The sequence below is a fragment of the Streptomyces sp. NPDC005485 genome (assembly GCF_040606085.1).
Lineage (GTDB): Bacteria > Actinomycetota > Actinomycetes > Streptomycetales > Streptomycetaceae > Streptomyces.
Window position 1 is genome coordinate 1 of sequence record NZ_JBEXDZ010000089.1, and the last position, 18,495, is coordinate 18,495.

The 18,495-nt window shown below is 73.5% G+C and carries 14 protein-coding genes; 1 reads left to right on the forward strand and 13 read right to left on the reverse strand.

The features are described from left to right. Positions 1 to 139: 139 nt before the first annotated feature. Genes cobC through cobM form a run of 6 tightly spaced genes read right to left on the reverse strand, consistent with a single transcriptional unit; the run spans position 140 to position 6,721 of the window. Entirely contained in the window at positions 140 to 1,234 is a 1,095-nt protein-coding gene (gene cobC / locus ABZS97_RS26630; protein WP_356141285.1) for an Rv2231c family pyridoxal phosphate-dependent protein CobC, read from the reverse strand. Then, positions 1,224 to 2,159 carry a sirohydrochlorin chelatase gene (locus ABZS97_RS26635; RefSeq protein WP_356141287.1) on the reverse strand — a complete coding sequence of 312 codons (936 nt, stop codon included), beginning with the start codon at positions 2,157 to 2,159 and terminating at the stop codon, positions 1,224 to 1,226. The genes cobC and ABZS97_RS26635 overlap by 11 nt, the downstream gene beginning before the upstream one ends. Beyond that, positions 2,156 to 2,785 (reverse strand): precorrin-8X methylmutase, encoded by a 630-nt coding sequence (locus ABZS97_RS26640; RefSeq protein ID WP_356141344.1) that lies wholly within the window; start codon positions 2,783 to 2,785, stop codon positions 2,156 to 2,158. Before ABZS97_RS26640 ends, ABZS97_RS26635 begins: the two co-directional genes overlap by 4 nt. 5 nt (positions 2,786 to 2,790) lie before the next feature. Beyond that, on the reverse strand, positions 2,791 to 4,482 hold the full coding sequence (gene cobJ, locus ABZS97_RS26645; protein ID WP_356141289.1) for a precorrin-3B C(17)-methyltransferase: 1,692 nt from the start codon (positions 4,480 to 4,482) through the stop codon (positions 2,791 to 2,793). Next, positions 4,479 to 5,900 (reverse strand): precorrin-6y C5,15-methyltransferase (decarboxylating) subunit CbiE, encoded by a 1,422-nt coding sequence (gene cbiE / locus ABZS97_RS26650; RefSeq protein ID WP_356141291.1) that lies wholly within the window; start codon positions 5,898 to 5,900, stop codon positions 4,479 to 4,481. The genes cobJ and cbiE overlap by 4 nt, the downstream gene beginning before the upstream one ends. Then, a complete protein-coding gene (gene cobM, locus ABZS97_RS26655) occupies positions 5,897 to 6,721 on the reverse strand; it encodes a precorrin-4 C(11)-methyltransferase (protein ID WP_356141294.1) in 825 nt (274 codons plus the stop codon). The genes cbiE and cobM overlap by 4 nt, the downstream gene beginning before the upstream one ends. Before the next feature lie 113 nt (positions 6,722 to 6,834). Here cobM and ABZS97_RS26660 point away from each other — a divergent pair, with 113 nt between their 5' ends. Beyond that, on the forward strand, positions 6,835 to 7,563 hold the full coding sequence (locus ABZS97_RS26660) for a ZIP family metal transporter (RefSeq protein ID WP_356141296.1): 729 nt from the start codon (positions 6,835 to 6,837) through the stop codon (positions 7,561 to 7,563). Positions 7,564 to 7,604: 41 nt separating this feature from the next. On the opposite strand, the gene cobI is transcribed toward ABZS97_RS26660, so the two are convergent. From cobI to ABZS97_RS26695, 7 genes are read right to left on the reverse strand one after another with little or no spacing between them, the layout of a single operon-like run. Then, entirely contained in the window at positions 7,605 to 8,336 is a 732-nt protein-coding gene (gene cobI, locus ABZS97_RS26665; protein ID WP_356141298.1) for a precorrin-2 C(20)-methyltransferase, read from the reverse strand. Further along, positions 8,333 to 9,796, reverse strand: coding sequence for a cobyrinate a,c-diamide synthase (locus ABZS97_RS26670; RefSeq protein ID WP_356141300.1), 1,464 nt, complete (start codon positions 9,794 to 9,796; stop codon positions 8,333 to 8,335). Before ABZS97_RS26670 ends, cobI begins: the two co-directional genes overlap by 4 nt. Then, on the reverse strand, positions 9,790 to 10,389 hold the full coding sequence (gene cobO, locus ABZS97_RS26675) for a cob(I)yrinic acid a,c-diamide adenosyltransferase (protein WP_356141302.1): 600 nt from the start codon (positions 10,387 to 10,389) through the stop codon (positions 9,790 to 9,792). Before cobO ends, ABZS97_RS26670 begins: the two co-directional genes overlap by 7 nt. Next, a complete protein-coding gene (locus ABZS97_RS26680) occupies positions 10,389 to 12,398 on the reverse strand; it encodes a putative cobaltochelatase (RefSeq protein ID WP_356141304.1) in 2,010 nt (669 codons plus the stop codon). Before ABZS97_RS26680 ends, cobO begins: the two co-directional genes overlap by 1 nt. Further along, a complete protein-coding gene (cobN, locus tag ABZS97_RS26685) occupies positions 12,395 to 16,048 on the reverse strand; it encodes a cobaltochelatase subunit CobN (protein WP_356141306.1) in 3,654 nt (1,217 codons plus the stop codon). Before cobN ends, ABZS97_RS26680 begins: the two co-directional genes overlap by 4 nt. After that, positions 16,045 to 17,553: a cobyric acid synthase gene (locus tag ABZS97_RS26690; RefSeq protein ID WP_356141308.1), complete on the reverse strand. Its 1,509-nt coding sequence runs from the start codon at positions 17,551 to 17,553 to the stop codon at positions 16,045 to 16,047. The genes cobN and ABZS97_RS26690 overlap by 4 nt, the downstream gene beginning before the upstream one ends. Next, positions 17,550 to 18,494, reverse strand: coding sequence for a cobalamin biosynthesis protein (locus tag ABZS97_RS26695; RefSeq protein WP_356141310.1), 945 nt, complete (start codon positions 18,492 to 18,494; stop codon positions 17,550 to 17,552). Before ABZS97_RS26695 ends, ABZS97_RS26690 begins: the two co-directional genes overlap by 4 nt. Between the last annotated feature and the right edge of the window lies 1 nt (position 18,495).

Here is an 18,495-nt window from a genome sequence, read left to right on the forward strand (position 1 = left end):
CCGGAGGGGCTGATTCTCAGCCCGTCCGGCGTTTGAGGACGAGCGCGTCAGCGCGATGCGGGGGAGAGGGGGCGGCAGCCCCCAGGACAACGGGAAGGGAAGGGGCGGAGGGGGCGAAAACCCCCACCCGACCCACGCGTCACCGCCCCGCCAGCGTCACCGCCCGGTCCAGCGCCTGCAGGAACCGGTTGACGGTCACCCGGTCCCGTACCGCGAGCCGCAACCACTGCTCCCCCAGCCCGGGAAACGTGTCCCCGCGCCGCACGGCGAAGCCGAGGGTGCGGAGGTGGGTGCGGACGGTCGCCGCACGGGGGAGCCGTACGAGCACGAACGGCCCCTCGGCGGGCTCGACGACCTCAAGCCCGTCGATGTCGAACTCCCGCAGCCCCGCCACGAGATGGGCACGGTCCGCCGAGACGCGGTGCGCCGCGTGCCCGGCCTCCGCGAGGGCCCGCGCGGACATGCACGCCTCCGCCGCGGCCAGCGCGGGCGTGGACACCGGCCACAGCGGCTGCGCGCGCTCCAGCTCGGCGATCGTCTCGGGCGCGGCGAGGACGTACCCGATCCGCAACCCGGCCAGCCCCCACGTCTTCGTGAGACTGCGCAGCACCACCAGCCCGGGCACGTCCACCCGCCCGGCAAGGGCCTCCCGCTCGTCCGGCACCGCGTCCATGAACGCCTCGTCGACCACCAACGTCCGCCCGGGCCGGGCGAGAGCGGCGATCGAGGCGGCCGGATGCAGGACCGACGTCGGATTGGTGGGATTGCCGATCACGACCAGGTCGGCGTCCTCGGGGACGTCCGCGGGGTCGAGCCGGAAGCCGTCCTCCGCGCGGAGCAGTACCCGGTCGACGGTGTGCCCGGCATCCCGCAGCGCCGCCTCCGGCTCGGTGAACTGCGGGTGCACCACGACGGGCCGGCGGACCTTCAGGGCGCGGGCGAGCAGCACGAAGGCCTCCGCGGAGCCCGCGGTGAGCAGCACCCGTTCCACCGGCAGCCCGTGCCGCGCCGCCACCGCGGCCCGCGCGATCCGCCCGTCGGGGTAGGCGGCGAGGCCGCCCAGCGACTCGGCGATCCGCTCGCGCAGCCACGCCGGGGGCGTGTCCGCGCGGACGTTCACGGCGAGGTCGACGAGCGCGGACCCGTCGTCGAGCACCTCCGCGTCCCCGTGATGGCGAAGATCGTGCGCGCCGCCGGCCCGGTCCTCCGGGTCCTCGGCTCCCTCAGTGCGCATGGGAGTGCGCATGCCCATGGTGCCCGTGTCCATGCCCGTGGTGATGGCCGTCGTCGTCCGGGTGGAAGTGCGGCTGCTGCGGCAGCCCGACCTTGTCCTCGAAACCGGGCAGCGCGATGCGGTACACGCACGAGTCGCAGTTCATCCGCAGATCGCCCTTGACCGCCTCGCGGTAGCGCTCCATCACCAGGTCGAGCAGCTCCGGCTCCGGGCCGATGACATCGGCGGAGTTCACCTCGACCTCCGGGTGGGCGGCAGCCCAGCCCTCGGTCTGCTGCCGTACGCGGTCCGGGAGGATCCCGGTGAAGAGGAAGTACGGCAGGACGACGATCCGCTTCGCCCCCAGCCGCACACAGCGGTCCAGGCCCGACGGCACGTCCGGCGCGGCCAGCGACACGAACGCCGTCTCCACGCCCGCGTACCCCCGGCCCTCCCACAGCAGCCGCGCCGCCTTGTGCACCTCGGCGTTCGCGTCCGGGTCGGTGGAACCGCGCCCGACCAGCAGCACGGTCACATCGGCGCGGTCCTCGGGCGTGCGGGCCGCGCTCGCGCCCAGCGCCTCGTCGAGCCGCCGCTCCAGCACGTTCAGCAGCGACGGGTGCGGGCCCAGCGGACGGCCGTACGTGTACGAGATCCCCGGGTGCCGCTCCTTCTCCCGCGACAGTGCCGCCGGAATGTCCCCCTTGGCGTGCCCGGCGGACACCAGCATCAGCGGAACGGCCGCGAAACGGCGTACGCCCCGCTCCACGAGCTCGGCGACGGCGTCGCCCAGCGGCGGCGGGGACAGCTCGATGAAGCCGCCCGCGACGGGCAGTTCGGGGTGACGGCGCCCCAGCTCCCCCACGAAGTCACGGAAGGCCTCGGCTCCGGCCTCGTCCCGGGTGCCGTGGCCGGCGACGAGCAGGGCGGGGGGAGGGGTAGTCACGAAAGCTCCTTGGATGCGGATACGGGGTGGTACAGGAGGGCGTTGAGCGCGGCCGCGGCGACCGCCGAACCGCCCTTCTCGGACACGTTGCTGACAGCGGGCAGCCCGCTCTCGCGCAGCGCGGCCTTGGACTCGGCGGCGCCGACGAAACCGACGGGCAGACCGATGACGAGCGCCGGGTCGGCGCCCAGGGTGAGGAGTTCCTCCAGGGCGGTCGGCGCGCAGCCGATCACCCAGAGAGCGCCGGGCCCGACCTCCTCGTAGGCGAGCCGGATCGCGTGCGCCGAACGGGTCAGCCCCGGCCCGGACCTGGCGTCCTTGAGACGGCAGACGGTGTCGCGCCGGGTGATCCCGGCGGCCACCATCTCGACGTCCACGACGACAGGCGCCCCGGCGTGCAGCGCCGCGTGCGCCTTCTCCAGCGCGCCCTCGTCGGTGACGAGGTCGGCCGCGTACTCAAGGTCGGCCGCGGAGTGGATGACCCGCTCCACGACCGCCCGGGTCAGCGGCGGGAAGTGCGCGGTGTCCAGGCGGGCACGCAGCCGCCGGAAGGACTCCTGCTCGATGGGGTGCACGACCCGGTGCTCGGGCGCGAACTCCGCGCCCACCGGGCCGACTTGGCTCACCTGAGTCACTTGGGCTCCTCCTGCCAGCGGTAGCCGCGCGGTGTCACCATGCGCCCGGCGATCTCACGGGTCGCCGTGTTGCCCACGGTCACGACCGTCATCATGTCCACCGTCGCCGGATCGAGTCCTGCCAGCGTGGTGAGGCGGCTGGATTCGTCCGCACGTGACGCGTTCCGTACGACACCCACCGGCGTCGCCGGCTCCCGGTGCCCGGCGAGGATCGCGAGCGCCTTGGGGAGCTGCCAGTCGCGGCCCCGGCTGCGCGGGTTGTAGAAGGTCACGACGATGTCGGCCTCCGCGGCCGCCCGCACCCGCCGCTCGATGACCTCCCAGGGAGTGTGCAGGTCGGAGAGGCTGATCGACACATGGTCGTGGCCGAGCGGCGCGCCCAGGATCGCCCCGGCCGCGAGCGCCGCCGTGACACCCGGCACCCCCACCACGTCGATGTCGTCGGACGCCTCGGCCAGCGCCGGGGACGCCATCGCGTACACGCCCGCGTCACCGCTGCCGATCAGCGCCACGGCCTGCCCGCGCCGCGCCTCGGCCACCGCCGTGCGGGCCCGCTCCTCCTCGGCGCCCAGCCCGGATTCCAGGACGCGGGTGCCGGGCCGCAGCAGATCGCGGATCTGGTCGACGTACTGGTCGAGCCCGACGAGCACGGAAGCCCGCCGCAGCTCCTCCTTGGCCCGCGGAGTGAGCAGATCGCGTGCGCCCGGGCCGAGTCCGACGACCGCGAGACGGCCGCGCGCCGTCCGGCGCACGACCGCGCAGGTCGCCATCGCGGGCAGGCCGTCAGCGCGCTCCGACTTCCGCTTGGGCACGAGGAGTTCACCCCCGCCCACGAGAGCGGCGGCCTCCGCCACGGACGGCGTACCGACGGCGGCCAGTGGCGCGTTTGAGGGGTTCGGTACGTCGACCGCCGCCAACTCCTCGGCGCCGTACGTCACCACGGGCACCCCGAGCCGCGCGGCAGCCCCGAGGATGCCGGGCTCCTCGGCCTTGGCGTCGACGGTCGCCAGCTCGGCGACGGACCGCACGGACAGCCCCGCATCCCGCAGCGCCGACTCGACGAGCCCCAGCACCTCGTCCACCGCAGCGCCCTTGGACGCGCCGACACCCACGACCAGGGACGGCGGCCGCAGCACGACCTGCCGCTCGGCCGGCTCGACCAGACGGTCGGTGACACGAATCGCGTACGCCCCCCGGTCCGCGACCGGCAGCGCAGGCAGCGGCCACGCCGACTCGGCGTCCAGGGCGACGGGTTCACCGTCCAGCAGAGCCCGGGACACCCCGGCGACATCGCCCTCGACGGGGAGGCCCAGAGTGTCCAGCCCCGGCACGCCCACCGCGTCGGTCGCCGTGGTCACCACCGGCTCGGCCCCCAGCAACTCGCCCACCTCGCGGGCGAGTTCGTTCGCACCGCCCCCGTGACCGCCGACGAGGGACACGGCGAACCGCCCCGCCTCGTCGACGCACACGACACCGGGGTCGGACGTCTTGTCGCCGAGCAGCGGCGCGACCAGCCGCACCACGGCCCCCGTGGCGAGGAAGCACACGAGCTGCTCGCACTCCGCGAAGGCGCGCTCGACGGCGTCCCGCAGCGGGCCGTCGTAGACCCGGGTACGGGCGGGCCAGGCCGCGACCAACCGGTCACGGGCCGCGGCGCCCGCCGCAGTCGCGGAGATGAGGCCGATCACAGGGAGACTCCTTCACTGGAGCTGCTGGAGCTGCTGGAACTGCCGGCAGCATCGGGGTTGTTGGGACCGCCGGCGCCGGATGCCGGGGGCCGCACGCCCCACAGCAGGAACACCGGGTTGGTGGCCGCGAGCCGGCTGACGTCGCCCGGCAGCGGTGCGAGCCGGGACGACTGCAGCAGGACACCACCGCAGTCGAACCCGGCACCGGTCAGCGCGTCGCGGGCCGCCGGAACCCGGTCGAGCGCGGCCATCGCCACGACGACCGAGCGGCGGGCGCGCCGCGCGCAGGCCATGACGATGGCGGGCAGTTCGCGCCCCCCACCGCCGATGAACACGGCATCCGGGTCGGTCAGATCGGTCAGCACGGTGGGCGCCGCGCCGTGCACGACGTGGACGTCGACGCCGTGTGCCGCGGCGTTGGCGCGGATCCGGTCCACCCCGTCCCGGGTCTTCTCGATCGCGGTGACGGCGGCACCGAAGCGCGCGCACTCGACGGCGACGGACCCGGAACCCGCACCCACGTCCCAGATCAGATCGCCGAGATGCGGTCCCATCCGGGCCAGCGCCAGCGCCCGTACCTCGAACTTGGTGATCATCGAGTCGCGGTGCGTGAACTCGTCCTCGGCCAGGGCCCACCGGTCGGGCGCCGGCGGCGGCCCGGCGACCGTGCGCACCGGCGCCAGGGCGCGCGACTCGTCGAGGCACAGGACGACGCTCAGCGCGGACCCCCAGTCGCGGGCCGCGGCCTCGGCGGGCGTGACCCGCTCCACGCGTTCGTGCTCGGGGTCGCCCAGGGAGCTCGCGACGACGAGGACACGCTCGCCGGAACGGTAGGCGAGACCGGCGCCCAGTTCGGCGGGCCCGGCACCGGGGCCGGTCAGCACGGCGACCTTCGGGTACGAGCGGCAGGCGTGCAGGGCGCTGCGCAGGTCACGCCCGTGGGCGCTCACCACGACGGCGTCGTCCCAGGGCAGCCCGAGCCGTGCGAAGGCGGTGGCGACGGACGACACACCCGGGTGCACGTCCAGCCGGTCGGAGCCGAAGCGCTCGGCCAGCGCCCGCACGATCCCGAAGAACCCGGGATCACCGGAGGCGAGCACGACGACCCGCTGCCGGTCCGGCCATTCCTCGATCCGCTCCGCGTCCGGCTGTTCCTTGATCCGCTCCGCGTCCGGCCGTTCGCTGTGCGGCTCTTCCGCGTCCGGCCGTGCCGGCCCGGACCGCTGCTTCTCCAGGTGCTGCTCGATCGCGTCCAGCGCGGGCGCGAGCGGACCCAGGACGACCCGCTGCGCCGCGTCCGGCAGCCGCGCGGCCTCCAGGTGCCGCCGTGCGCCCACGACGAGCCCCGCCTCGGCCAGGGCGGCCCGGGCGTCCCGGGAGAGCGACGCCCCCGTCCCCGTACCGACGACCGTGATCACGACGGACTGCCCTTCCGCGCCGCCCGCAGTTCCGCGCGCGCCTGGGGGTCGGCCTTGCGGAAGCCGTGGAAGTGGCCGGGGTGGTACAGGTGCGAGCGGGTGCCGCTCGCACCAAGCGCCGGACCGACCAGGAACAGCGTGTGCTTCCACAGCTTGTGCTCCTTGACCGTCTCCTCCAGGGTGCCGATCGTGCACGTGACGATCAGCTCCTCCGGCCAGGTCGCCTGGTAGGCGACCACGACGGGCGTCGAGGTCGGATAACCGCCCTCCAGCAGCTCCCGCACGAGCTGCCCGCTGCGCGCCGCCGACAGGAACAGCGCCATCGTGGTGCCGTGCCGTGCGAACTCCCGTACCTCCTCGCCGGGCGGCATCGGCGTCTTGCCGCCGCCCAGCCGGGTGAGGATCACGGACTGCGCGACCTCGGGGATCGTCAGCTCGCGCTGTGCGAGCGCGGCGACGGCGGAGAAGGAGGAGACGCCGGGGATGATCTCGGTCGCGACGCCGATGTCCGTGCACCGGTCGAGCTGCTCCTGCGTACCGCCCCACAGGGCCGGGTCGCCGGAGTGGATGCGGGCGACCTTCAGTCCCTCGGCCGCGGCCCGCTCGTACACGGACACCACGTCCTCCAGGGACATGGTCGCCGAGTCCAGGATCTCCGCGCCCTCGCGCGCGTGGTCGAGGACCTCCGCCTGCACCAGGCTGGCCGCCCAGATCACGACGTCGGCCTCGGCGATGGCGCGGGCGGCACGGAACGTCAGCAGGTCGGCGGCGCCGGGGCCGGCACCGACGAAGGTCACCTTGCCGGTGGGGGCATCGGCCATGGGATTCGGTCCTCTCTTACAGCTCTCACAACAAATGCAACAAAAGCAACAAGTCAGTGCGTGATCAGGCGTTGGACATGCGTGAACGGGGGTTGATCGGATAGCAAGAGCACATGGCGGTCCTCGTCGCGCTCGGCGCGTTCCTGATGACGCTGGCCGGCGGCTGGACGGCACAGCGTGTGACCGACCGCCGCCACCTGGTGCTGGGTCTGGCCGGCGGGCTGATGCTGGGCGTGGTCGGCCTGGACCTGCTGCCGGAGGCGCTGGCGGCGGCGGGCGACGAGGTCTTCGGCGTACCGGCCGCGCTGCTGCTGTTCGTGGCGGGCTTCCTGCTGGCGCACCTGGTGGAACGCCTGCTGGCCGCCCGCCAGGCCGCGCACGGCGGGGAGGAGCACGGCGGCCGGGCGCCCGAGGTGGGCCTCACCGCGGCCGCGGCGATGGTCGGCCACAGCGCCATGGACGGCGTCGCGATCGGCGCCGCCTTCCAGGTGGGCGGCGGCATGGCCCTGGCCGTCGCGCTCGCGGTCATCGCCCACGACTTCGCGGACGGCTTCAACACGTACACGATCACGAGCCTGTACGGGAACGCCCGCCGCAAGGCGATCACCATGCTGTTCGCCGACGCGGCGGCCCCCGTCGTGGGCGCCGCCTCGACGCTCTTCGTCACCATTCCGGAGCAACTGCTCGGCGGCTATCTCGGCCTCTTCGGCGGCGTACTCCTGTACCTCGCCGCCGCCGAGATCCTCCCCGAGGCCCACCACGAGCACCCGGCCCGCTCCACCCTGCTGTGCACGGTCGCCGGAGTGGCCTTCATCTGGCTGGTGGTGGGCCTCGCGGGATGACCCGCTTCTTGGACCGCTCCTCGGACCGGTCTCTGGGCCGCTCACAGCTTGCCGCCCCGGGTGCCGTCGCGCCGTGCGGGTGCGATGAGCGTGGAGAGGTACGGCAGCGGGCCGCCGTCCAGCTCGGCCGCCGACCGGATCGACTCCTCGGGGAGCCCGAGCGCGGAGCCCCACACGGCGTCGTCGATGCGCCCGGTCTCGCGCAGCACCTCGGCCACCTCCTGCGCCTGCCGCCCGAACTTGTACGCGACCACGGTGCCCGGGCCGTTCAGCGCGTCCTTGAGCACGGCGGACCCGGCCGTCACCGGCACGAGCGTGAGCGGCTCGGTCCCCTCGGTCAGCACGGCGCCCGACCGCGCGGCGAGGTCCTGCATGGCGGTGATCCCGGGCACGGTCTCCACGACGGTCCCCGGCACCGCCTCGCCGATGGTCTGCGCGAGATAGGTGAAGGTCGAGTACACGTTGGGGTCGCCGATGGTGGCGAAGGCGACGGTGGCGTGCTCACCGAGCAGCTGCGCCACCCGCTCGCCCGCCGCGTCCCAGGCCGCCTCGCGACGCCCCCGGTCGGTCCGCTCGTTCAGCGCGAACACGACCCGGACGACCTTCTCCTCGGGCACGTAGTGCAGCACGGTTGCTTCCGCCCGCCCCCGCTCCAGGGTGTCCATCACGGGTACGACGACGACGTCGGCCGCGCGCAGGGCGTTGACGCCCTTCACGGTCACCAGCTCCGGGTCACCGGGCCCGACCCCGACTCCGATCAGCTTGCTGCTCATGACGTCAGGCACCTCTCCACGAACCGACGGGCGACACCGGGCTCGGACGCCCAGTGCGTGTGCAGATAACTCGCGTGCACACCTTGTTGTACGAAACCTTCGACCCGCCGTAGAGGGGCGCGCACACCCCAGGCGGGAGCCGCCCCCGCGCCGGGCTCGACCACCGTGCGGTGGAACTCGTGCCCGCGCATCCGGGTCCCGGCGACCGCCAGCACACTGTCGCTGACGGCCACTGCATCCCGGTACCCCAACGCCAGCCGCTCGTCCATCCGCGCCTTGGCGTCCACGACCCCGCACATCGGCAGCCCGTCGAGCTCCCGCGACAGATACAGCAGCCCGGCGCACTCGGCGGCGATCGGCGCCCCGCTCGCCGCGAGCGCGGCCACGGCCTTCCGCAGCGGCTCGTTGGCGGACAACTCGGGTGCGTACACCTCAGGAAAGCCCCCACCGATGACCAACCCGGCCGTCCCGTCCGGCAGTTGCTCGTCCCGGAGGGGGTCGAACGTGACGACCTCCGCACCGGCGGCGGCCAGCAACTCGGCATGCTCGGCATAGGAGAAGGTGAACGCGGGCCCCCCGGCGATGGCGATGATCGCGGTGGGTTTCAGCCCCTTGGGGGTCCCCCCACGCCCATTGGGCAGTGGGGGAGTTCGAGGAGCGGGGTCCGGGGCGGAGCCCCGGGTCGGGACGGGAAGGGGCGGAGGGGGCGAAAGAACCAAAGCCTCAGCCGCATCCCAAGCCGCACCCGACAACGCACCCGCACCCCGGGCCAACGCGAAGAGCGCATCGAGATCGCACCCCTCCCGCACCTGGGAGGCCATCGCAGAAACCGCCTCGACGGCAGCAGCCCGCCGCTCGGCGACCGGCACCAGCCCGAGATGCCGAGACGGAGTCTCGACCTGCGGCGCCCGCCGCAGCACACCCAGCACCGGCACCCCGGCCGAGTCCAACGCCTCCCGCAACAGCTCCTCGTGCCGCTCGGACCTCACCTTGTTGAGGATCACCCCGGCCACCCGCACCTCGGGATCCCACGACGCGAACCCGTGCACCAGCGCGGCCACGGAGCGCGACTGCGCCGACGCGTCGACCACCAGCACCACCGGCGCCCGCAGCAGTTTCGCCACATGGGCGGTGGACGCCAGTTCACCCTCTCCCGCGGCCCCGTCGTACAGCCCCATGACACCCTCGACGACGGCGAGGTCGCACCCCCGCGCACCGTGCGCGAACAGCGGGGCGATCAGCTCCGGCCCGCACAGATACGCGTCGAGGTTGCGCCCCACCCGCCCGGTGGCGAGCGCGTGGTACCCGGGGTCGATGTAGTCCGGTCCGACCTTGTGCGGGGACACGGCGAGCCCCCGCGCGGCGAACGCGGCCATCAACCCCGTGGCAACGGTGGTCTTGCCGCTCCCGGACGAGGGCGCGGCGATGACCAGCCGGGGCACGGACGAGCCATTCACCACTCGATGCCCCTCTGCCCCTTCTGCCCCGCGTCCATCGGGTGCTTGACCTTGGACATGTCGGTGACGAGATCGGCGAACCCGACCAGCTTCTCGGGGGCGTTGCGCCCGGTGATCACGACATGCTGGGTCCCGGGCCGGTCGCGCAGCACCTCGACGACCTCGTCGGTGTCGATCCACCCCCAGTGCATGGGGTAGGCGAACTCGTCCAGCACGTACAGCTGGTACGTCTCGGCGGCCAGGTCCCGCTTGACCTGCTCCCAGCCCTCGCGGGCCTTCTCCTCGTTGTCCATCTGGGCATCACGCTGCACCCAGGACCAGCCCTCGCCCATCTTGTGCCAGTCGACGGTGCCGCCCTCGCCACTGGCGCCGAGCACCCGCAGCGCGTTCTCCTCGCCGACCTTCCACTTCGCCGACTTGACGAACTGGAACACCCCGATGGGCCACCCCTGGTTCCAGGCCCGCAGGGCAAGCCCGAACGCGGCCGTCGACTTGCCCTTCCCGAGGCCCGTGTGCACGATCACCAACGGCCGGTTACGCCGCTGACGGGTCGTCAGGCCATCGTCCGGTACCACACTCGGCTGCCCCTGCGGCATTACGCGGCCCTCCTGCTGTCGCCCTGAACATCCCTCACGAGCCCGGCGATCGAGTCCGCCCGCAGCTCGTCCAACGTCACCGCCGTACCGCCCAGTTCACCCGCGAGCTGCCCCGCGAGCCCCAGCCGCACCGGCCCCGACTCGCAGTCGACGACCACGGACGCGACGCCCTCGGCCGCGAACAGCCGCGCCGCCCGCCCCGCGAGCGCGACCGGCTCCGGCCCGCCGGTGGCCCGCCCGTCCGTCACGACGACGACCAGGGGCCGCCGCGCGGGATCCCGCAGCCGTTCGACCCGCAGCACGTCATGTGCCTTCAGCAGTCCGGCCGCGAGCGGAGTGCGGCCGCCTGTGGGCAGCGACTCCAGCCGGACCGCGGCCGCGTCCACCGACGAGGTCGGCGGCAGCGCGACCTCCCCGGCCGACCCCCGGAACGTCACGAGTCCCACCTTGTCGCGCCGCTGGTAGGCGTCGAGGAGCAGTGACAGCACCGCCCCCTTCACGGCGCTCATCCGCTGCCGCGCCGCCATCGACCCGGAGGCGTCCACGACGAACAGCACGAGGTTCCCCTCGCGGCCCTCCCGGGTCGCCTGGCGCAGATCGTCCCGCCGTACGACGAGACCGGGCCCCGACCGGCCGCGCGCCCGCTGATGCGGCGCCGCCGCCAGCACGGTGGCCGCCAGGTGCAGCTTGGTGAGGGCCCCTCGGGGCCGCCGGGCCCCCGTGGTCCTGCCGTGCTCGGTGCGCGCACGCGAGCGCCGCCCGGCCGCACCCTCGCCAAGACCCGGCACGCTCAGCACCTTGGTCCTGAACGGTTCCCCGGCCCGTGCGGGCTGCTGCTCCCCGGCGCCGGACGACTGCGGCTGCCCCGCTTCGCCGGCCTCGGGCTGCGCGCCCGTGTCACCGCCCTCGGGGCTCTCGGGCCCCTCCTGCGGGGGCTGCCCGCCGCCACCGCCGGGCCCGGGCCCGTCCGGATCCGGGTCCTCGTCGTGGTCGTCCCCGCCCCCGAACTCCTCCAGGGTCTCGTCGAGCTTGTTCTCGTCGAGCCCCGGCGCGTCGAAGGGATTGCGCCGCCGCCGGTGCGGCAGCGCGAGCAGCGCCGCCTGCCGTACGTCCTCCGCGAGCACGTCCGTCCGCCCGGCCCACGCGGCCAGCGCCGTCGCCGTCCGCGCCATCACGATGTCGGCGCGCATCCCGTCGACCTCGAAGGCCGCACAGGTCGCCGCGATCTGCCGCAGCGCCCCGTCGCCCAGCCGGACGGAGGGCAGCAGTGCGCGGGCCGCCACGATCCGCGCCCGCACCGCCGACTCCTCGTCGGCCCAGCGCGCCGCGAACCCCTCGGGATCGTCGTCGTACGCGAGCCGCCTGCGCACGACCTCCACCCGCTGGTCCGGCTCACGCGAGGCCGCGACCTCCACCGTGAGCCCGAACCGGTCGAGCAACTGCGGCCGCAGCTCGCCCTCTTCGGGGTTCATGGTCCCCACCAGCAGGAACCGCGCGGCATGCCGGACGGAGACGCCCTCGCGCTCCACGTACGAGGCGCCCATCGCGGCCGCGTCCAGCAGCAGGTCCACCAAGTGGTCGTGCAGCAGGTTCACTTCGTCGACGTAGAGGATCCCGCGGTGGGCGTCCGCCAGCAGTCCGGGCTCGAAGGCCTTCACGCCGTCGGCGAGCGCCCGCTCGATGTCGAGCGAGCCCACGAGCCGGTCCTCCGAGGCGCCGACCGGCAGCTCGACCATCCGCGCGGGACGCCGCGTACCGGTCCCGACCTCGTGCGGCCCGTCCGGACAGGCCGAATCGGGCGCCGCCGGAGCGCACGAGAAACGGCACCCGGCGACGACGTCCACCTCCGGCAGCAGAGCCGAAAGGGCGCGTACGGCAGTGGACTTGGCGGTGCCCTTCTCGCCGCGCACCAGCACACCGCCGACGGCGGGAGAGACGGCGTTCAGCAGCAGCGCGAGCCGCAGGTCGTCCTGGCCGACAACGGCCGTGAACGGAAACGGGGTACTCACTTCTCGTCGCCCTCCAAGTCGCCTTCGAGCTCCAGATAGGTGGCGCGCAACCGCTCGATGGTGTCCGCGTCCGGCTCGGCCCACAGGCCCCGGTCGGCGGCTTCGAGCAGTCGCTCCGTGATCCCGCGCAGCGCCCACGGGTTGGACTTCTTCATGAAGTCCCGGTTCTCCGCGTCGAAGACGTACTCCGCGCTGAGCTTCTCGTACATCCAGTCGTCCACGACCCCGGCCGTGGCGTCGTAGCCGAAGAGGTAGTCGACGGTCGCCGCCATCTCGAAGGCACCCTTGTAGCCGTGGCGCCGCATGGCCGCCATCCAGCGGGGGTTGACCACCCGGGCGCGGAACACCCGGTGGGTCTCCTCGCCGAGCGTGCGCGTCTTGACCTGGTCCGGTACGGCGGAGTCGCCGACGTACGCCTCCGGGCTCGCGCCCGTCAGGTGGCGGACCATGGCGACCATGCCGCCGTGGTACTGGAAGTAGTCGTCCGCGTCGACGAGGTCGTGCTCGCGGGTGTCGACGTTCTTCGCCGCGACGGCGATCCGCTTGAACGCCGTCTCCATGTCGCCGCGCGCCGCCCGCCCTTCGAGCCCGCGCCCGTAGGCGTAACCGCCCCACACCGCGTACACCTCGGCGAGGTCGGCGTCGGAGCGCCAGTTACGGGCGTCGATCAACGGCAGCAACCCGGCGCCGTACGCGCCCGGCTTCGAGCCGAAGATACGGGCCGTCGCGCGCCGTCGGTCACCGTGCTCGGCGGTGTCCTCGTCGGCGTGCGCCCGCACGTAGTTGGAGTCGGCGGGCTCGTCCAGCTCGGCGACCGCGCGCACCGCGTCGTCGATCAGGCCGACCACGTGCGGGAACGCGTCCCGGAAGAAGCCCGAGATGCGGACGGTGACGTCGATGCGCGGCCGCCCCAGCTCCGCGAGCGGGACCACCTCGAACCCGGTCACACGGCGCGACGCGTCGTCCCACACCGGGCGGCAGCCGAGCAGCGCGAGAATCTCCGCGATGTCGTCGCCCTGGGTGCGCATCGCGGACGTGCCCCACACCGTCAGGCCGACGGACTTCGGGTAGTCCCCGGTGTCCTGCAGGTAGCGCTGCACGAGCGAGTCGGCGAGCGACTGCCCGACCTCCCAACTCAGCCTGGACGGGATCGCCTTGGGGTCGACGGAGTAGAAGTTGCGGCCGGTCGGCAGGACGTTGACCAGTCCGCGGGTCGGCGATCCGGACGGGCCGGCCGGGACGTAACCGCCGTTCAGGGCATGGAGGATGTGGTCGATCTCGTCCGTCGTCCTCGCCAGCCGCGGTACGACCTCGTCGCACGCGAACTCCAACACCGCGACGGCGTCCGGGAGTTCGACGCCCACCACCTCGCGTACCAGGGCGGGAACGGCCGAAGCCTGCCAGCCGCGCTCCTCCATGCCCTCCGCGAACCGGCGGCACAGCTGCTCAAGGAGGTCGATCGCGTCGGCCGCCGACCGCGCGGGTCCCTCGACGAGCGAGGTCAGCCCGTCCGGCACCTTCACCGGAGCACCCGGCTCGCCCAGCAACTCCTTCTCCACCAGGCCGAAGTGCTCGGCCAGGCAGGCCCGCAGACCGGGCAGGGCGTTCGCGGTGCCGCCCCACACCTGGGAGGCGCGCAGCACGGCCAGCACCAGGTTGACGCGCGCCTCGGCCTCGGGACCGCCGCCCAGGATGTGCAGTCCGTCGCGGATCTGCACATCCTTGATCTCGCAGAGATAGCCGTCGATGTGCATCACGAACGCGTCGAACTCGCCGTCGTCCGGCTGGTCGTCGACATGCAGGTCGTGGTGCAGCTCGGCGGCCTTGACCAGCGTCCAGATCTGGGCACGCACGGCCGGGGCCTTCGTCGGGTCCAGGTCGGAGACGAGCGCGTACTCGTCGAGGAGCTGCTCCAGCTTCGCCAGGTCCCCGTACGTGTCGGCGCGCGCCATCGGCGGCACGAGGTGGTCGACGATCGTGGCGTGCCCGCGGCGCTTGGCCTGCGTGCCCTCGCCGGGGTCGTTGACGATGAACGGGTAGATCAGCGGGAGTTCACCCAGCACCGCGTCCGGGGCGCAGCCGCCGCTCAGCCCGAGTCCCTTGCCCGGCAGCCACTCCATCGTGCCGTGCTTGCCCATGTGCACCACGGCGTCCGCGCCGAAGGTGTTGTCCAGCCAGCGGTACGCGGCCATGTAGTGGTGCGACGGCGGCATGTCCGGGTCGTGGTAGATCGCGATCGGGTTCTCGCCGAAGCCGCGCGGCGGCTGGATCATCACGACGACGTTCCCGAACTGCAGACAGGCCAGCACGATGTCGTCCCCGTCGACGTACAGGGAGCCCGGCGGCTCGCCCCACGCCTCCAGCATCCCGTCACGCAGCGCGGGGTCGAGCCTGTCGAACCACGCCTGGTAGTCGGCGAGCGGTACGCGGGCGGGCGCGGCTGCCAGCTGGTCCTCCGTCAGCCACTCGACGTCGTGGCCGCCGGCCGCGATGAGCCGGTGGATCAACTCGTCGCCGTTGTCCGGGTATCCGGACACCCCGTACCCGGCGTCCCGGAGCGCGTCGAGGACCCGTACGGCAGAGGCCGGGGTGTCGAGGCCGACCGCGTTGCCGACGCGCGAGTGCTTCGTCGGGTAGGCGGTGAAGACCAGCGCGAGCTTCTTCTCCGCGTTCGGCGTGTGCCTCAACTGCGCGTGGCGTACGGCGATTCCGGCGAGGCGGGCGGCGCGCTCGGAGTCGGCGACGTACACCGGCACGTCGTCGGGGCCCTGCTCCTTGAAGGAGAACGGCACCGTGATCAGCCGCCCGTCGAACTCCGGGATCGCGACCTGCATCGCCGCGTCCATGGGGGAGAGGGCGGCGTCCGACGCGTCCCACGCGGCCTTGGAGGAGGTGAGGCAGAGCCCCTGCAGGACAGGGATGTCGAGAGTCCGGAGCGCGCTGATGTCCCACGCCTCCTCGTCACCGCCCGCGGACGCCTCCGAGGCGTGGGTGCCGCCGGCGGCGAGCACGGTGGTGACCAGCACGTCCGCCCCGCTGATCAGCTCGTACACGCCCGACTCGGCGCCGCGCAGCGAACCGCAGTAGATGGCAAGGGCGTTGGCGCCCCGCGCCTCGACGGCGGCGCACAGGGTGTCCACGAAGGCGGTGTTGCCGCTCAGTTCGTGGGCGCGGTAGAAGAGCACGGCCACGGTGGGCCGGCTCGTGTCGAGCTCGGGCTCGCCATGGACGCCGTACTCCGGCATCTCCCGCGGTGCCTCGAAGCCCTCGCCCGTGAGCAGCACGGTGTCGGAGAGGAAGCGGGCCAGCTCGGACAGGTTCTCCGGGCCGCCCTCGACGAGGTAGCGCAGCGCCTCCGCGACCACACCGGCGGGCACGGACGACTCGGCCATCAGCTCCGCGTCGGGCACGGTCTCCCCGCCGAGCAGCACCGTCGGGATGCCCGACGCCTTCAGGAAGGCGAGCCCGTCCTCCCAGGCGCGCTTGCCGCCCAGCAGCCGTACGACGGCGACGTCCGCGCCCGCGACGAGCGCGGGGAGTTCCTCCGCGACGTCCACGCGGGTCGGGTTGCCGATCCGGTACGCGGCGCCGGAGGCACGAGCCGCCAGCAGATCGGTGTCGGCGGTCGACAACAACAACACTGTGCTCATGCGGGTGCTCCCGGTGGAATGAAAGGCAGTCCTGAAGGCGCGCCCGACTCGATGAGCCGCCACAGCGCGTCCGTGTCCGCGTGTTCCTCGATCAGATCGCCGAGCCGGTCGAGCTGCTCCTCGCGCAGCGCCCCGAACGACGTGTCGGCGGCCGGCACGAAGCGACGGCCCGCGGCGGCCGCCACCTCGCGCAGGAAGGCGCGCCGGAAGCCGTCCGACTCCAGCGAGCCGTGCCAGTGCGTCCCCCAGACGGAGCCGACCCGGCAACCGTCCAGGAACGGTTCCCCGCCCGCCACCCGGGCGACGCCGTGATGGATCTCGTATCCCTCGACGGGCTCGCCGAGCGCCTCGCCGACGGGCCGGGTGAGGGTCTTCTCGCGTGCGAACCGCACGCGTACGGGCAGCAGACCGAGCCCGTCGACAGCGCCCTGACGGCTCTCGACCTCGTCCTCGATGTGCTCGCCGAGCACCTGGAAGCCGCCGCAGATCCCGAGCACCGGCCGCCCTTCGGCGGCCCGTCGCGCGATCGCGTCCGCGAGGCCGCGCTCGCGCAGCCACTCCAGCGCCTTCACCGTCCCGCGGGTGCCCGGTACGACGACGAGGTCGGCGTCGGCCAGTTCCTCGGCGCGGTCCACGAACCGCACGACGACGCCCGGTTCGGCGGCCAGCGCGTCCACGTCCGTGAAGTTGGACATCAGCGGGACGGCGCAGACGGCGACGCGCAGCACGTCCTCGCCGACGGGCGCGGCCACCACGGACTCCCGCACGGCCCCCCGCAGCGAGACACGCAGCCCGTCCTCCTCGTCGATGCCGAGGCCGTGCTGGAAGGGCAGCACACCGTACGAGGGGCGCCCGGTGAGGCCGCGGAGCATGTCGAGGCCCGGCTCCAGCAGCGAGACGTCGCCGCGGAACTTGTTGACGAGGAACCCGGCGACGAACTGCTGGTCCTCGGGTGAGAGCAGCGCGACGGTCCCGAAGAAGGACGCGAAGACGCCGCCGCGGTCGATGTCGCCGACGACGAGCACGGGCAGCCGCGCATTGCGCGCGATCCCCATGTTCACGATGTCCGTCCGCCGCAGATTGATCTCGGCAGGACTGCCGGCCCCCTCACAGATCACCGCGTCATACGTGCCCCGCAACTCGGCGAGACAGTCCAGAACGGTCCCGAGAAGCGCCTGCTGCCGCCCGCCGTGATAGCCCCGCGCCGTCATCTCGCCCACCGGCTTGCCCATGAGGACGACCTGACTGCTCCGGTCGCTGCCCGGCTTGAGCAGTACGGGGTTCATCAGCGCGGTCGGCTCGACGCGTGCGGCCTGCGCCTGCATGGCCTGCGCCCGCCCGATCTCGGCGCCCTCGCGCGTGACGAAGGAATTGAGGGACATGTTCTGCGCCTTGAAGGGCGCCACCTTCACGCCCTGCCGCACCAGCCACCGGCAGATCCCGGCGGTCACCACGCTCTTGCCCGCGTCGGAGGTGGTTCCCGCGATCAGCAGTCCGCCGCTCATGACGTGCCTCCCCGTCGTGTCAGGGCGCGTGCGGCGACGCTCACGCCGAGGGCGAGCAGGCCCACCCGGCGCGACAGCCGTACGGCCCGCTCGATGTCCGTGGTCCGCACCGGCCGTCCCCGGCTGCCCAGCACGGGCCGGTGCTCGACCCGCCCGCCGTACGAGAGAGTGCCGCCCAGGCGCACCCCGAGCGCGCCCGCGAACGAGGCCTCCACCGGACCGGCGTTGGGGCTCGGATGCTTCGCGGCGTCCGCGCGCCAGGCCCGGGCGGCGCCCCGCGGGTCGCCGCCGGCGACGGTGGCGAGCACGGCGGTCAGCCGCGCCCCCGGCCATCCGGCGATGTCGTCGAGGCGCGCGGAGGCCCAGCCGTAGCGTCGGTACCTGGGTGACTTGTGCCCGACCATGGCGTCGAGCGTGTTGACCGCCCGGAACCCGACGAGCCCCGGCACACCGGCGACGGCGCCCCACACCAGCGCGCCCACGACGGCGTCGGAGGTGTTCTCGGCGACGGACTCCACGACGGCCCGCGCGATCCCGTCCGCGTCCAGTGCCTGCGGATCGCGCCCGCACAGGTGGGGCAGCCGCTGCCGGGCCGCGTCGACGTCCCCGGCTTCGAGGGCCGCGCCGATCGCCCGCGCCTCGCGGCCCAGGGAGGTCCCGCCCACGACGGTCCAGGTGGCGGCGGCGGTCAGGGCGAGGGAGGCGGTGGCGGAGCTTCGTGCGCAGCGGCTTGCGGCGGCAGCGAGGGACACGGCTCCGCCGGCGCACACCAGGGTGTGCAGTGCGCCCCATCCGCGGTGGTCGCGCCACAGCACCCGTTCCACAGCGCCCGCGGCCCGACCGAACGCGGCGACCGGGTGCCCGCGGCGCGGATCGCCGAGGATCAGGTCACCGAGGAGGCCGGCGGCGGCGCCGTACGCGAAGACGCGATCGGCACGCATG

Coding starts and splice junctions, on each gene's coding strand:
- ABZS97_RS26660 (WP_356141296.1), top strand. CDS start 6,835: ATGGCGGTCCTCGTCGCGCTCGGCGCGTTCCTGATGACGCTGGCCGGC.
- ABZS97_RS26690 (WP_356141308.1), bottom strand. CDS start 17,553: ATGAGCGGCGGACTGCTGATCGCGGGAACCACCTCCGACGCGGGCAAG.
- cobC (WP_356141285.1), bottom strand. CDS start 1,234: ATGCGCACTGAGGGAGCCGAGGACCCGGAGGACCGGGCCGGCGGCGCG.
- cobM (WP_356141294.1), bottom strand. CDS start 6,721: ATGGCCGATGCCCCCACCGGCAAGGTGACCTTCGTCGGTGCCGGCCCC.
- cobO (WP_356141302.1), bottom strand. CDS start 10,389: ATGCCGCAGGGGCAGCCGAGTGTGGTACCGGACGATGGCCTGACGACC.
- ABZS97_RS26695 (WP_356141310.1), bottom strand. CDS start 18,494: ATGCGTGCCGATCGCGTCTTCGCGTACGGCGCCGCCGCCGGCCTCCTC.
- cobN (WP_356141306.1), bottom strand. CDS start 16,048: ATGAGCACAGTGTTGTTGTTGTCGACCGCCGACACCGATCTGCTGGCG.
- cobI (WP_356141298.1), bottom strand. CDS start 8,336: ATGAGCAGCAAGCTGATCGGAGTCGGGGTCGGGCCCGGTGACCCGGAG.